Here is a 13,979-nt window from a genome sequence, read left to right as displayed (position 1 = left end):
GGCATGCGCGCACTCGTCATCAACTGCACCCTCAAGCCCTCACCCCAGCCGTCCAACACCGAGGCCCTCGCCGCCACGGTCATCGCGGCACTCAAAGGCCACGGGGCGGAGGTGGACGTCGTACGGGCCGTCGACCTGAACCTGAAACCGGGGGTCGCGACCGACATGGGCGACGGGGACGACTGGCCGGGCGTGCACGAGAAGCTGCTCGCCGCGCAGATCCTGGTCGTCGCGTCGCCGACCTGGCTCGGACGGCCCTCGTCCGTCGCCCAGCGGGTCCTGGAGCGCATGGACGCCATGCTCGGGGAGACCGACGACGAGGGCCGCCCGGTCGCCTACAACCGGGTCGCGGGCGTCCTGGTCACCGGGAACGAGGACGGCGCCCACCACGTCATCAGCGAGATCAGCGGCGGGCTCGCGGACATCGGCTACACCATTCCCGGCCAGGCCTGGACCTACTGGCACCTCGGCCCCGGACCCGGTCCGGACTTCCTCGACGACGAGCGCGGCCACGACTGGTCGGTGTCCACCGGCCGGGCCATGGCGTCCAACCTCGTGCACGCGGCCCGCGCCCTCGCCGCCATGCCGCTGCCCGCCCCGCCGTCCTGACCGCCGCGCCCGGCCGGGCATGTCTGCCGGGGCGGATACGGGGCATTCGAGCACGAGCAACGACGTACGAAACGCATGAGGAGCTGAGGTCCGCCATGACGCACGACCTGACCCCGAAGTACACGGTCCCCGGTATCGAGCGCGAGGCCGCCGGACGGCTCATCGGTGTGCTGCGCCTGCGCCTGCACGCCCTCAACGACCTGCACCTGACCCTGAAGCACGTGCACTGGAACGTGGTGGGTCCGCACTTCATCGCCGTGCACGAGATGATCGACCCCCAGGTCGACCAGGTGCGCGACATGGCCGACGACGTCGCCGAGCGCATCGCCGCGCTCGGCGGGGTGGCCCAGGGCACGCCCGGGGCGCTGGTGGCCGAGCGGAAGTGGGACGACTACTCCATCGGACGGGCGGACGCCATCGCCCACCTCGGCGCGCTCGACGTGGTGTACACCGGCGTGGTCGAGGGCATGCGCGCGGCGGTCGAGGAGGCCGGAAAGATCGACACGGCCACGGAGGACCTGCTGATCGGACAGCTCAGGGACCTGGAGCAGTTCCAGTGGTTCGTGCGGGCGCACCTGGAGAGCGCGGGCGGCGCCCTGGCGACCGGTGGTGCGACGTCCGAGACGGAGGCGGCGGAACGCGGCGCGGACGTCTCGTAACGGTGCGCGCGGGCTTCCGGGGGCCGTGTCCCGGCCGCACGGCGAGAACGGCGAAACGGCGAGAACACCGAGAGCACCGAGAACACCGAGAACGCCGAGAACACAGCCCCCGGGCCCGCTCAGCGCCGGCCGAGGCGGCGTTCGCCGCGGCTGCCCGGCTCGTAGGGCAGGTGGTAGTGGCCGAAGACCGCGCCCTCGTCCTCGGCGGCCAGCTCGCCGTCCGGGTCGATCCCGGGAGCGTCCTTGACCGTGGACTTGTCGTAGGTCACCTTCAGGTACGACGGCCCCACGGTGGCCTTGTCCACGGGCACGAAGACGAGCCGCCGTCGGGTCGGCAGGCCGATCGTGACCGTGGCGAACGCGGGCCGGTCGGTGAGGGTGTCGAAGTAGATGGACTCCAGGGACCCGATCTTGCGGCCGTCGTAGTCCACGACGTCCAGGCCGCGCCAGTCACGAATGTTTTCGGCTTCGAACATGTCCAGTCTTCCCTTCCGACCTTCCGGGGACGCGCTCACTGTCGTGTTCCCCGCTTCGCCCGGCTGTCGCCTGTTTGTCCCCTCACCGGCGTACGGAGGGCGGTCCGGGATAGGCTGCCTGGCCGGACGGAGCGCCCCGGCGGCGCGCCCGGCAGGTTCCGAAGGGGGTTCGAGTGTGGACGGCGCAGGCATTCCGGGCGGATCGGCCCGGGTACGGACCGGTGCGGTGCTGGACGTGGGCCCGCTGTCCGGCCGCCCCGGCATCCGTGCCAGCGGTGAGATCGGCGTGAGCACCCGGCTGCCCTGGGAGAACGCGCTGACCGAGCTGTCCCGGCGGCACACCGACGTGTCCTACGTGGAGCTGTCCGGCCTGCGGTTCGTCGACGTGGCCGGGGTGTCCGCGCTGGCCCTCACGGCCATGAACCTGCCGGTCGGACGGGTCGTGGTGGAACGGCCGCCCCCGCAACTGCCGCGAGTGCTGGACCTCTTCTGGCCGTCCCTGCACCGGATCGAGGTGACGCCGCGATGAGCACGGTGACCACCGAGGAGACCTTCGCCCATCCGGCGCTGTTCTACCGCTCGGAGGCCGAGTACACCGACCGGACGGTGGCGTTCGTACGGGAGGGACTGGCCGCGGGCGAGCCGGTGGCGGTGGCCGTCCCCGGCCCCCGCCTGGAGCTGGTGCGGGAGGGGCTCGGGCCGGACGCCGGGGACGTCACCCTCCTCGACATGACCGAGGCCGGGCGCAACCCGGGGCGGATCATCCCGGGCGTGCTGCGCGCCTTCGCCGACGCGCACGCCGGGACCCGGGTGCGGATCGTCGGCGAGCCGGTCTGGGCCGGCCGCAGCGACGCGGAGTACCCGGCGTGCGCCCAGCACGAGGCACTGATCAACGCCGCGTTCGCGGACCGCCCCGCGACGATCCTGTGCCCGTACGACGAGACCCGGCTGGCCGCGGGCGTCCTGGCCGACGCGCTGGTCACCCACCCGACGGTCATCGCCCAGGGGCGTAGGCGGGCCAGCGAGGCGTACGACTGGCGGGCCGTGGTCGCCCGCTACAACGAGCCGCTCGTCCGGCCGCCCGGCACCGACGTCCTCGCCTTCGCGGCCGGGGAGCTTCCGCAGGCGCGCCGCTACGCGGTCGACCGGGCCGCCTCGCTCGGGCTGGCCGGGCGGCGGCTGCAGGACGCCGAACTGGCGGTGTCCGAGCTGACCACCAACAGCGTGGTCCACGGCGGCGGCAGCGGAACGCTGGCGGTGTGGGCCGAGGCGGGACAGGTGGTGTGCGAGGTCCGCGACGCCGGGCGGCTCACGGATCCGCTCGCCGGCCGACGGCCCGCGCAGCCCGGTCAGATCGGGGGCCGCGGACTGCTGCTCGTCCACTACGTCGCCGATCTGGTGCGGGTGCACACGGGCGAGGAGGGCACGGCGATCCGCTTCTGGCTGGGCATCTGAGCCGTCGTCCGACGTTTCCGCGTATCGCCATGTGTGCGCCGCCTGACCGGGGGTAGGCGACCGGACGTCGGCCGACAAGGTGACACGACGACCGATCAACCGGGAGGGCACATCATGACGACGACGACCGCAGGGACCACCGAGCACGCCACGACGACGGGCATGCCGGAGATCGCGGACCCGTCCAAGGTGGCGCCCAGGGACGCGCGGGAGTTGTCGAAGCTGTTCTTCGAGCAGCTGACGGTGCTGGAGGAGGGCACGCCCGAGTACCAGTACGCCCGTAACACGCTGATCGAGATGAACATGTCCCTGGTCCGCTTCGCGGCCGGCCGCTTCCGCAGCCGCGGGCCGGAGGAGATGGAGGACATCGTCCAGGTCGGCATGATCGGTCTCATCAAGGCCATCGACCGGTTCGAGCTGACCCGCGAGGTCGAGTTCACCTCCTTCGCCGTGCCCTACATCGTCGGCGAGATCAAGCGGTTCTTCCGGGACACCTCCTGGGCCGTGCACGTGCCCCGCCGCCTCCAGGAAGCCCGCGTCCAGCTCGCCCGCGCTACCGAGGAACTGCGCAGCCGGCTCGGCCGCAACCCCACCACCCAGGAGCTGTCGGAGCTGATGAGCCTCCCGGAGGACGAGGTCGTCGAGGCCCGGCTGGCGGCCAACGGCTACAACTCCTCCTCCCTGGACGCGACCATCAACGGCAGCGAGGACGGCGAGTCCGCGCTCGCCGACTTCATCGGCACCGACGACGCCGCCCTCGCCCTGGTGGACGACTTCCACGCCCTGGCCCCGATGATCGCCGAACTGGACGAACGCGACCGGCAGATCATCCACTGGCGGTTCGTGGAGGAACTGACCCAGAAGGACATCGGCGAGCGCCTCGGCGTCTCCCAGATGCACGTGTCCCGGCTGATCTCGCGGCTGCTGACCAGGCTGCGCGAGGGCATGCTCACCACTGCCTGAGGCGGGGCCCGGCTCCCCGGCGGGGCGGTTCAGGCGGCGGTCGTCTTCTTCTTGCGGCGGCCGCGCGTGCCGCCGCTGCCGCTGCTGCCGCCGCTGCCACTGCCGCTGAGCGCGTCCACGAGCTGGCGGCGGCTCATCCTCGACCGGCCGGCGACGTCCTGTTCGGTGGCCCGCCGGTAGAGCTCCGCCTTGCTCAACTCCCCCAGTTCCTCCCGCTCCGACGACTCGGAACCGGCCCGGCGGGAGGAGCGGGCGGGTGCGGTGGTCTTGTTCCGCCCACCGGCGGCCCGCTTGCCGCCGGTGTCCTGCGCCTGTTCCAGGCTGCCGCGCAGCGCCTCCATCAGGTCGACGACGTTGGTGGCCCCGGGCGCCTCCTCGGCGACGGCGACCTCCTCGCCCTCGGCCTTGGCCCGGACCAGCTCACGGACCTTCTCCTGGTAGGTGTCCCGGTAACGGGCGGGCTCCCAGTCGCCGCTGAGGGCGTCGACGAGACGCAGCGCCATGTCCAGCTCCTTGCCGCGGCCCACCCGCTCCGACGGCAGTTCCGGCAGTTCCTCGACGGGGTCGCGCACCTCGTCGGCCCAGTGCAGCGTCTGGAGCAGCAGCACCTCGTCCTCGGCGCGCAGGGCGGTCAGGTACTGCCGGTTGCGCAGGACGAAGGTGGCGACCCCCACCTTGCCGGCCTCGGCGAGGGCGGTGCGCAGCAGTGCGTAGACCTTGAGGTACTCCTTGCCGCGCGGGGCCAGGTAGTAGGTGCGGCCGAAGTAGACCGGCTCGATCCGGTCCAGGTCCACGAAGTCGGTGATCTCGAGGGTGCGGGAGCGTCCCGGCGCGACCTCGTCGAGCTCCTCGGGTTCCACGACGACGTACTCGCCCTCGCTCACCTCGTAGCCCTTGACGATGTCGTCGGGGCCGACCTCCTTGCCGGTGCGTTCGTTGACCCGGCGGTTGCGGATCCGGTCCGAGGTGCCGCGCTGCAACTGGTGGAAGTGGACCGTGTGGTCCTCGGTCGCCGTGAACAGACCGACGGGCACCGAGACCAGCCCGAAGGTGATCACCCCCGTCCAGATCGCCCGTGCCATGGCCTGCGCTCCCTGTGTGCCGCCCGCACCGCCCGGTCCTGCCCGCACCGGCGGGCCCTGTCACGCTGCCATCCGGCACGGGCCCCCGCGCGCCGGACGGAGCACACGGGTGGGCGGCCGGGCGACAGCGCGCGGATCGGCGGCGCCCGTTGTTCCCTGTGAGGTGCGGGACGGCGACCGCGCCCGGCGCCCCGGCCGTCTCCCCGTCGCACCGTCGAACGACGCCGACGCGGAACCGCACCACAGCCGAACAGAGGGACAGGGGAACGCCCCATGAGCTTTCGTCTGAAGCCGATCACCCGCGAGGAGCACCTGCGCTTCGTCACGGCCCGGCCTTCCGTGAGTCACCTGCAGGTCCCCTCCTGGGGCGACGTGAAGCCGGACTGGCGGGCGGAGAGCCTCGGCTGGTTCGACGAGGACGGTGAACTGGTGGGTGCCGGGCTCGTGCTGCTGCGGCCGCTGCCACGGCTCAAGCGGTACCTGGCCTACCTGCCCGAGGGGCCGGTCGTCGACTGGTCGGCGGACACCCTGGAGCGGTGGCTGGAGCCGATGCTCGCGCACCTGCGGGAGCGCGGCGCGTTCACCGTGCGGATGGGGCCGCCGGTGGTGACGCGGCGCTGGAGCGCCGAGACCGTGAAGGCGGCGATCGCCGACCCGGGGGCCCGGCGGCTGGGCGACGTGGAGGCGACGGTGCGCGAGCCCGGGACGGCGGACGTCGCCGAGCGGCTGCTGCGGATGGGCTGGCGGCGCACCGCGGCGGGCGGCGAGGACGGCTTCGCCGCGGGCCAGCCCCGGTACGTGTGCCAGGTGCCGCTCGCGGGACGCTCGCAGGAGGACCTGCGGAACGGCTTCAACCAGCAGTGGCGCCGGAACGTCAAGAAGGCCGAGAAGGCCGGCGTCAAGGTCGTCCGGGGCGACCAGGAGGACCTGGCCACCTTCTACGACCTGTACGTGGAGACCGCGGAGCGGGACCGGTTCGTGCCGCGCCCCCTCGCCTACTTCCGGCGCATGTGGACCGCGCTGACGGCCGAGGACCCGGACCGCATGCGCCTGTACCTCGCCCACCACGACGGCGAGGTGCTGGCCGCGGCCACGATGCTGACGGTGGGCGAACACGTCTGGTACTCCTACGGCGCCTCCACCAGCCGCCGGCGCGAGGTGCAGCCGAACAACGCCCTTCAGTGGCGCATGATGTGCGACGCCCGTGAACTGGGCGCGGCCGTCTACGACTTCCGCGGCATCACCGACACACTGGACGAGGACAACCACCTGCTCGGACTGCTCCGGTTCAAGGTCGGCGCGGGCGGGCAGGCCGTCGAGTACCTGGGTGAGTGGGACTATCCGCTGAACAGGGTGCTGCACAGGGCGGTGGCCCTGTATCTGGCGCGCCGCTGAGGGGCGCGCGGCGAGGGGGTGGGAGATGTCACGGCTCCTGGTGGTGCAGAACCACCGCGGCGGCGGGCCGGGCCGGTTCGGCGACTGGCTGACCGCGGAAGGGGTGGCCCTGGACGTGGTGCACGCGTACGCCGGTGCGCCGCTCCCCCGGCGTCCGGACCACGACGGCGTCGTGGTGCTCGGCGGCGGCTACCTGCCCGACGACGACGCACGCGCCCCTTGGCTCGCCGCCACCCGGGCGCTGGTCGCAAAGGCGCTGGAGCGGGGTGCGCCGGTCTTCGGCATCTGCCTGGGCGGGCAACTCCTCGCCCAGGTCGCGGGCGGCACGGTGCGGGGCGCGCACGGTGAGCCCGAGATGGGCAGCACGCCGTTGACGCTGCGGCGGGAGGCCGGGGACGACCCGCTCCTGCGGGGGCTGCCGGAGCGGGTGACGGCCATCGAGCGCCATGTGGACGCCATCACGGCGCTGCCGCCGGGCGCCGTGTGGCTCATGGCGAGCGAGCGGTGCCCGTACCAGGCGTTCCGGGTCGGCGAGCGGGCGTGGGGCGTGCAGTTCCATCCCGAGGCGGGGGCGGACCGGGTCAGGGCGTGGGACGCCGGCCGGCTCCGCGCCCAGGGGCTGGACCCGGTGGAGCTGTGCCGCCGGGCGGAGCTGGACGAGCCCGCGTCCGAGGCCGTCTGGCACGAGGTGGCCAGGCGCTTCGCCTCGGTCGTCGCCGGGGCGTGAGAACGGGCTCGTGCGTACGGATGCGGCACGTGGGGGCCCGGACCCACGTCGGTCAGGCGAAGGCGCCCCGGCCGGCGAAGGCCAGTTCGGCGAAGCGTTCCCCGATGAGGCGGTGGGTCGCGGCGTCCGGGTGGATGCCGTCGGGCAGCGGCAGGTCCACCGCGTCGGCCGCTCCGTAGAGCTCGCGGCCGTCGAGGTGGTGGAGGTTCTCGTCCTCGGCGGCCCGCTCCCGCACGATCCGGGACAGCTCGTCCCGGATGACGTTCAGGGTCAGCTTCCCGCTCGCGCGTTCCGCCGGGTCGCCCGTGGCGACGAACCGCACCCCGCCCCCGCTGAAGTCGGGGGCGAGGGGACCGGGGGTGTCCTCCTGGACGGGGCACAGGATGGGTGAGACGACCAGCAGCGGGGCGGTGGGGTGACCCTCGCGGACGGTGTCGAGGAAGCCGTGCACGGCGGGGCCGAAGGCACGCAGCCGCATGAGGTCGGCGTTGACGACGTTGATGCCGATCTTCACGCTGATCAGGTCGGCGGGGGTGTCGCGCATGGCCCGCGCGGTGAACGGATCGAGCAGGGCGCCGCCGCCGAAGCCCAGGTTGACGAGTTCCACGCCGCCGAGGGAGGCGGCGAGGGCGGGCCAGGTGGTGGTGGGGCCCGCGGCGTCGGAGCCGTGGCTGATCGAGCTGCCGTGGTGCAGCCAGACCCGGCGGCCGGGGTCCCGGCCGGGCTCGACGGGGGCGTTGGTGCGCAGGGCGACGAGTTCGGTGGTCTCGTTGTGCGGCAGCCAGATCTCGATGTCCTTGCTGCCCCCGGGCAGGTCCGTGAACCGGAGGGTGCCGGCCGGGCCGGGTTCGAGATCCACCGTGCCGGTCGTCATGTCGATGGTGAGGGTGTTGCCGCCCGCGACGCTGCCCCGGCCCGCCGGACGGCCGTCGACGAGCAGTTCGTACACGCCGTCCGGGCGTGGCGGGGCGCCCGCGTAGACCCGCTTGGTGGGCAGCGTGTCCAGTTCGAGGGCGGTGGCGCGGGTGCGCAGGGCCAGGCGTACGCCGGAGGGCTGGGACTCGGCCATGGCCAACTGGCCGTCGTTGTTCTGCGCGCGGGCCCGGGCGGGCAGCCGGTGGGGCAGCAGACCGCGCTCGGTGCGCTCCAGGTCGAGCGCACCCCGCAGGAGGTCGGCCGTGATCGGCGTGGTGATCCAGTCGTCCGTGGTGCTCATGTCGCCTCCGGCTGTGGTGCGTCGTGCCCGGTCGCTCTTTCCTTCGTCGATTATGCATAAACCTAACCGCATTAGGCAAATGGCTGAGAGGAGAAGCCCGGGGGCCCCGTCCGGGTCGCGGCACGGCCGGGGCGACCGTAGACAGGACGCATGGACGCAGGTGGCGACGACGAGGCGGCGGAGTCGGAGGCAACGGGCCATGCAGCGCAAGGGCGGGCGTAACGGCCGGAAGGGCGGCCGGGACGCGGGAGCGGCCGAGCAGGCCGACCAGGGCGAGCAGGCCGGCCAGGGCGAGCAGGCCGACCAGGGCGAGCAGGTCGAGCAGGTTCTGGACGAGCTCTACGTCACGCCCCCGCCCGCCTTCGTCGCCCACCGCGAGGAACGCGCCGCGGCCTCCAGAACGGCCGGCCGCAAGGAGGACGCCCGCCGCATCCACGCCGCCCGCCGGCCCACGCTCGCGGCCTGGGCGGCGAACCTGCTGGCACGCTCCCGGCCGGAGGAGACCCGGCGGTTCCTGGCGCTGGGGCAGGCGCTGCGTGAGGCACACCGCACCCTGGACGCCGACGGGCTCAAGGAACTCTCCGCGCAGCGCCGGCGCATCGTCGCCGCCCTCTCCCGGCAGGCCGCGCAGCTCGCCGACGAGGCGGGGCACCGGCTCTCCCAGGCGGCTCAGCGGGAGGTCGAGTCGACGCTGCGCGCGGTCCTCGCGGACTCCGACGCGGCCGGCCAGTGGGCCGGGGCACGTCTGGAGGTCTCCCTGACCCCGCCCTCGGCCTTCCCCTCGGGGACCGCCGCGGCCCCGCCCGCCCGGCCCGGCCCGGAGCCGGCACCGCGCCCGAAGTCGTCCCGCGCCGCGTCCGGGACCCGCGCGAAGGACGAACTCGCCGAGCGGCGCCGCAGACGGCGGGAGGAACGCGAGCGGGCCGAGCAGGAGGCCGAGCGGGCCCGGCAACGCCTGCGCGCGGCGCGCGCGGAGCAGGCGGACGCCGAGACGTCTCTCCACGCGGCCGACGACCGACTCGCCGGGGCCCAGGCGGCGTTGGAAGCCGCCGAGGAGCGGCTGCGCGCGGCACGCGAGGACCTCGACCGTGCCGCACGGGACCGGCGGGAGGCCGAGGAGCGGGACCGTGCGGCCGCGCACGCCGTGACCGAGGCCGAGCGGGAGGCACGGGCGAGCGCGCGCCGGGTGGACCGTTCGGGCGGCCCGGTCAGGTAGGAGGACTCGTCCGATTGAGTACTCGTACTCATGAGGTGCTTCCCTCCCCCGGGGGACGCTTGCCGCACGAGTCACCGACAGGGAGTCAACCGTGCGTATCAGCAACCGAGTCCACCACCCTTCGGCCGCGCGTGCCGGCCGCTCCGCGCGGTCCGCCCGCGGCCTCCTCCTGGTGTGTGCCGTCGGCGCGGCGGTCCTGACGGGCTGTTCCATGGAGGACGCCACCTGCGGCGGTGGCGAGTACCCGGTCATGACCGTCGGCGGCACCGGCGGGGCCTGTGTGCCCAACGGCGAGGAGCCGCCCAAGGGTTACACCCGCTACCCCGAGGGCAAGGTCCCCGAACACGTGGGTGACAAGTGGGACACCTACTGGCAGACGCACACCGTCGACGAGAACGGCGAGATCGTGGAGGTGCCCCAGGGCGGGTGACCGCCGCTCTCCACGGCCCGAACACGTGGGCGAGGTTGCGGCGGCACATACCACGACAGCGGCCATACGTGGTATACCGACTCGGCAGCGCACAGGGCACCAACCGGGGCTGCGCGTCAGCCTTCACGGCCGTGAACCAAGGAGAGTCCACACCATGTCCGAGAGCACGATGCAGTCCGCCACGGAACTCGCCTCGCAGTACAGCGTCCAGGTCAACGACGACCTGGAGCGCAACGTCAAGGAGCAGGAACGTGTCAGCGCGGAGATCACGGCTCTCCAGCAGCAACTGGCCGCGCTGCAGCACGACCACGCCCTGCTGGTGAACATGCAGCAGGCCCTCGGCATCACCTCGCCGGCCCAGTCGCCCGCCGCGGCGGAGCCCGCGGCCGGGGCGGCCACCGTGCCCGCACCGAGGGGCGGTACGGCGGCCGGGCCGGGCGCGGGCCGGCGGACGCGGGGCAAGAAGGCCGCATCCTCCCCCAAGCGGGCCACCGCGTCGAAGACGGGTGCCGGGCCCGCCGCGAAGCCGGCCGCCAAGAAGGCCGCCGGACCGGCCGCCAAGACCCAGGCCAAGGCGGCCACCGGGGCACCCGCGGGCGCACCCGCCAAGGCCCCCACCAAGGCGTCCACGAAGACGACCGCCAAGTCGGGCACCAAGCCCGCCGCCAAGTCCGGCGCCAAGTCCGCCGCGAAGTCCGCGGCGAAGAAGGCGCCCGCCCGGCCCACGCTGGTGGAGCTGGTGCGCGAGCACCTCGCCGGGCAGCGGGAACCGCGCTCCGCCGCCGAGGTCGCCACGGCGCTGGGCGAGGCCCACACCGGGCGTACCGTCAAGACCACGGTCGTGCGCACCACGCTCGAGGGGCTCGTCGCCAGGAACCAGGCCCAGCGCACCAAGCAGGGCACCTCGGTCTACTACACCGCCACCGAGGCACCGGCACCGGCGCCCGCGCCCGCGCCCGCGCCCGCGCAGCAGAAGGAGACCGCGGCGGAGGCCCCGTCCGTGCCGAGCGGCACCTGACCTGCCTCCGCCGCCCCGCCTCGCGGCGGCACGCGACACGCGGCCGGAGGAGAACCGGGTGAGTATCGGTGGATGGGTGTTGTCCTGCCGGTGCTCTTCGCACTCCTCGCCGCGTTCAGCAACGCGCTGGCCACCGTGCTCCAGCGACGCGCCGCGTTGAGCGTGCCGCAGTCCCAGGGCTTCCGTCCCGGGCTCGTCCTCGATCTGCTGCGGCGGCCGGTGTGGCTCGGCGGCATGCTGGCCGTGGTGGCGGCCGGCGCGGGGCAGGCGGTGGCCCTGGCGACGGGGCCGATGTCACTCGTCCAGCCCCTGTTCGTGCTGGAACTTCCGCTGGCCCTGTTGCTGGCCTCGCTGCTGACCGGCAATCGGATGCCGGAGACCCTGTGGCTCGCCGTGGGCGGGGTGGTCGTGGGGCTGGGCGTCGCACTGGCCTCGGCCTCGCCGGGCGGCGGCAGCGACGACGTGCCGCTGGCCCGCTGGGTTCCGGCGCTGGTGGCCTGCGCCGGGGCGGCCGTACTGCTGGCGGCGGTGGGTCTCAAGCGGCCCGTCGGCAAGGCCCGCGCCGGGTGCCTCGGCGCGGCCACGGCGGTCTGCTACGCGCTGACGGCCGCCCTGATGAAGGAGTCCATGCGCGCCCTGGAGCTGGACGGCGTCGTCGGCTTCTTCACCGCCTGGCAGACCTACGGCTTCGCCCTCGCCGGGGTGTGCGCCGTCCTCCTGCTGGAGCACGCCATGCAGGGCGGTCCGCTCGTCGCCTCCCAGCCCGCGCTCACCCTGGGCGACGCGACGGTGAGTCTGCTGCTCGGCGTGATCCTGTACGAGGAGGACCTGCGCGGCGACTGGTGGGTCCTGCCGCAGTTGCTCGGCGTGGCACTCGTCGTCGTGGGAGTCGTCGAGCTGGCCCGGCGCGGCGTGGATCTGCGCGCCGCCCGGTGAGCGTCCCGCGGGCCGGGTGGCGAAGGGCGCCGCGCCTCCCGGGAATCCGCAGGTCAGTCGTTTCCGCAGGTCAATGAGGGTGGCGTAACATCGGCGAAACATGGCCCGGGTTACCGTGAGCGGCATGGACCAGCACGTGGGACGGCCGCGCGCCGAGCGGGCCCGGCACCTGGCCGACGGGCTGCGGCAGCAGATCACGGACGGCGCCTTCGCCGACGGCACGCTGCCCGACGAGCGGGAGCTGGGCCGCCGGTTCGGCGCCTCGCGCAACGCCGTGCGGGACGCCCTCGCCCTGCTGCGCGAGGAAGGCCTGATCACCCGGCGGCGCGGGATCGGCACGACGGTGCTGCTGCCGAAGTACGGGCACGGTCTCGACCGGCTGGCCGGTCTGGCCGAGGAACTGGCCGGGCGCGGCACCGTCACCAACGAGGTGCGGGTGGCGGCCGAGGTGTCCGTCCTGCCCGCCGCGGTCGCCACCCGGCTGGAGGTGCCGGCCGGGGCGGGCGGTGTGTACGTGGAGCGGCTGCGGTGGCTGGACGGGCTGCCGTTGTCGCTGGACACCAGTTGGCTGACGGCCGGCGTCGGCCGTGCCGTGCTCGCCGGGGACCTGCGGGAGCGGGACGTGTTCGGGCTGATCGAGGAGGCCGCGGGCGTTCCGCTCGGACGGGCCGAGGTGGCCGTGCACGCCGTCAGCGCGGACCCCGGCACGGCCCGGCTGCTGGGGATCGAGCCGGGGGCGGCGGTGTTCGCCCTGGAGCGCCTGACCCGCTCGGCGGACGGCCGGCCGGTGGACGTGGAGTGCATCCGGATCCGTGCGGACCGGATGACCCTGCGGGCCACGCTGCGCCGTGGCGGCCCGCCGACGACGTGAGAGGAGGCCGGCGATGGCCGGTTCGAGTGTGCCCGTGCTGGTGGCCCTGGCGCTGCTGGGGCTGGCCGGCGGGGTGGGCATCACGGCGGTCGGACCGGGCGGGGTCCTGCCCACGATCGGCCTGTTCGCCCTGACCGGCCTGACGCCGGCACAGGTGGCCGGCACCGCGATCGTCACCCATGTCGCCACGGGGCTGCTCGCGACGGCCGCCTTCACCCGTTCCGGGCAGTTGCGCGAGCCCGCCACCCGGCGCACGGCGCTGGTCCTGGCCGTGAGCGCGGTCGTCGGCACCCCGCTGGGCGTCCTGGTCAACTCGTCCGTGTCCGAGCGGATGTTCGGGCTGGTGCTCGGCGTGTTCGTGGCGGGCGTGGCGGCCCTGGTCTGGTTCCGGGAGCGTCGCCGCCCGGCCGCGCCTCGGGCGCACCCGCCGACGGCGGTGGTGGCGGGGATGGGTTTCGCGGTGGCCGTCGCGGCCGGGGTCGTCGGCATCGGCGGGCCGATGCTCACCGTCCCCCTCCTCGTCGCCCTGGGCGTGCCCGTGCTGGAGTCCCTCGCCTCGGCCCAGGCGCAGTCCGTCGTCATCGCCGGTGTCGGGACGGTGGGTTACGTGGCCCAGGGGGCGGTCGACTGGCCGCTGGCGGTACTGGTCGGCGTCCCCGAGCTGGCGGGCGTGCTGCTGGGCTGGCGGATCGCGCACGCGCTGCCCACGCGCCACCTGAAGTACGCCCTGATCACGACGTTGTTCGCGCTCGCCCCGTATCTCGCCCTGCACGGCTGACCGAGATGCCCGCGGCGACCACCTGGTGCACAGTGGTCACCATCGGCCGGCCGGCCGGAGGGACGGCATGTCGCAGGCCGCTGCTCCAGACGTCGACGGCGCGGCCCCGCCCCTCGCGAAGGCGGGGTTCCGCCCCGACCGCGACGGC

General features: G+C 73.9%; 16 protein-coding genes. 13 read left to right on the top strand and 3 right to left on the bottom strand.

The annotated features are described in order from the left end of the window. The first annotated feature begins 3 nt into the window (after positions 1–3). Together Sdi02f_RS05145 and Sdi02f_RS05140 are read left to right on the top strand one after the other, a co-directional pair. Positions 4–609 (top strand): flavodoxin family protein, encoded by a 606-nt coding sequence (locus Sdi02f_RS05145; protein WP_030401365.1) that lies wholly within the window; start codon positions 4–6, stop codon positions 607–609. Between the two features lie 95 nt (positions 610–704). Then, positions 705–1,268 (top strand): Dps family protein, encoded by a 564-nt coding sequence (locus Sdi02f_RS05140; protein WP_030401366.1) that lies wholly within the window; start codon positions 705–707, stop codon positions 1,266–1,268. Positions 1,269–1,387: 119 nt separating this feature from the next. Here the strand turns inward: Sdi02f_RS05140 and Sdi02f_RS05135 are convergent, their stop codons facing one another. Then, a complete protein-coding gene (locus tag Sdi02f_RS05135; RefSeq protein ID WP_167458119.1) occupies positions 1,388–1,744 on the bottom strand; it encodes a PRC-barrel domain-containing protein in 357 nt (118 codons plus the stop codon). Between the two features lie 175 nt (positions 1,745–1,919). Between Sdi02f_RS05135 and Sdi02f_RS05130 the strand changes: the two genes are divergently transcribed. The 3 genes from Sdi02f_RS05130 (at position 1,920) to Sdi02f_RS05120 (ending at position 4,162) form a co-directional block, all read left to right on the top strand. Then, complete coding sequence (locus tag Sdi02f_RS05130; protein WP_030401368.1) at positions 1,920–2,273, top strand: STAS domain-containing protein; 354 nt, start codon at positions 1,920–1,922, stop codon at positions 2,271–2,273. After that, positions 2,270–3,199, top strand: a complete 930-nt coding sequence (locus tag Sdi02f_RS05125; protein WP_030401369.1) for an anti-sigma factor RsbA family regulatory protein — start codon at positions 2,270–2,272, stop codon at positions 3,197–3,199. The genes Sdi02f_RS05130 and Sdi02f_RS05125 overlap by 4 nt, the downstream gene beginning before the upstream one ends. Positions 3,200–3,313: 114 nt before the next feature. After that, a complete protein-coding gene (locus tag Sdi02f_RS05120; protein WP_108932751.1) occupies positions 3,314–4,162 on the top strand; it encodes an RNA polymerase sigma factor SigF in 849 nt (282 codons plus the stop codon). Between the two features lie 29 nt (positions 4,163–4,191). Here Sdi02f_RS05120 and ku read toward each other — a convergent pair whose 3' ends face one another. Then, positions 4,192–5,244: a non-homologous end joining protein Ku gene (gene ku / locus Sdi02f_RS05115; protein ID WP_108932750.1), complete on the bottom strand. Its 1,053-nt coding sequence runs from the start codon at positions 5,242–5,244 to the stop codon at positions 4,192–4,194. Positions 5,245–5,517: 273 nt separating this feature from the next. Between ku and Sdi02f_RS05110 the strand changes: the two genes are divergently transcribed. Both Sdi02f_RS05110 and Sdi02f_RS05105 read left to right on the top strand, forming a co-directional pair. Beyond that, the gene (locus tag Sdi02f_RS05110; RefSeq protein WP_108932749.1) at positions 5,518–6,639 is read left to right on the top strand and encodes a lipid II:glycine glycyltransferase FemX; all 1,122 of its coding nucleotides are present in this window, start codon (positions 5,518–5,520) and stop codon (positions 6,637–6,639) included. A gap of 25 nt (positions 6,640–6,664) precedes the next feature. Further along, a complete protein-coding gene (locus tag Sdi02f_RS05105; protein WP_031084945.1) occupies positions 6,665–7,366 on the top strand; it encodes a type 1 glutamine amidotransferase in 702 nt (233 codons plus the stop codon). 52 nt (positions 7,367–7,418) lie between these two features. On the opposite strand, the gene Sdi02f_RS05100 is transcribed toward Sdi02f_RS05105, so the two are convergent. Next, positions 7,419–8,582, bottom strand: a complete 1,164-nt coding sequence (locus Sdi02f_RS05100; protein ID WP_108932748.1) for a GDSL-type esterase/lipase family protein — start codon at positions 8,580–8,582, stop codon at positions 7,419–7,421. A gap of 199 nt (positions 8,583–8,781) precedes the next feature. On the opposite strand from Sdi02f_RS05100, the gene Sdi02f_RS05095 reads away from it, so the two are divergent. The 6 genes from Sdi02f_RS05095 (at position 8,782) to Sdi02f_RS05070 (ending at position 13,831) form a co-directional block, all read left to right on the top strand. Then, a complete protein-coding gene (locus tag Sdi02f_RS05095; RefSeq protein ID WP_108932747.1) occupies positions 8,782–9,798 on the top strand; it encodes a hypothetical protein in 1,017 nt (338 codons plus the stop codon). Positions 9,799–9,889: 91 nt separating this feature from the next. Next, positions 9,890–10,228: an SCO0607 family lipoprotein gene (locus tag Sdi02f_RS05090; protein ID WP_030403040.1), complete on the top strand. Its 339-nt coding sequence runs from the start codon at positions 9,890–9,892 to the stop codon at positions 10,226–10,228. A 154-nt stretch (positions 10,229–10,382) separates the two neighbouring features. Beyond that, positions 10,383–11,246, top strand: a complete 864-nt coding sequence (locus tag Sdi02f_RS05085) for a hypothetical protein (RefSeq protein ID WP_108932746.1) — start codon at positions 10,383–10,385, stop codon at positions 11,244–11,246. A gap of 72 nt (positions 11,247–11,318) precedes the next feature. Then, positions 11,319–12,182 (top strand): DMT family transporter, encoded by an 864-nt coding sequence (locus Sdi02f_RS05080; RefSeq protein WP_030403038.1) that lies wholly within the window; start codon positions 11,319–11,321, stop codon positions 12,180–12,182. A 124-nt stretch (positions 12,183–12,306) separates the two neighbouring features. Then, positions 12,307–13,053, top strand: coding sequence for a GntR family transcriptional regulator (locus Sdi02f_RS05075; RefSeq protein WP_234319870.1), 747 nt, complete (start codon positions 12,307–12,309; stop codon positions 13,051–13,053). A 13-nt stretch (positions 13,054–13,066) separates the two neighbouring features. Further along, a complete protein-coding gene (locus Sdi02f_RS05070; protein WP_030403036.1) occupies positions 13,067–13,831 on the top strand; it encodes a sulfite exporter TauE/SafE family protein in 765 nt (254 codons plus the stop codon). The last annotated feature ends 148 nt before the right edge of the window (positions 13,832–13,979 follow it).

The sequence above is a fragment of the Streptomyces ardesiacus genome (assembly GCF_003112575.1).
GTDB lineage: Bacteria > Actinomycetota > Actinomycetes > Streptomycetales > Streptomycetaceae > Streptomyces > Streptomyces ardesiacus.
The sequence above is the reverse complement of the archived record's forward strand: the minus strand, read 5'-3'. Positions and strand labels throughout refer to the sequence as shown.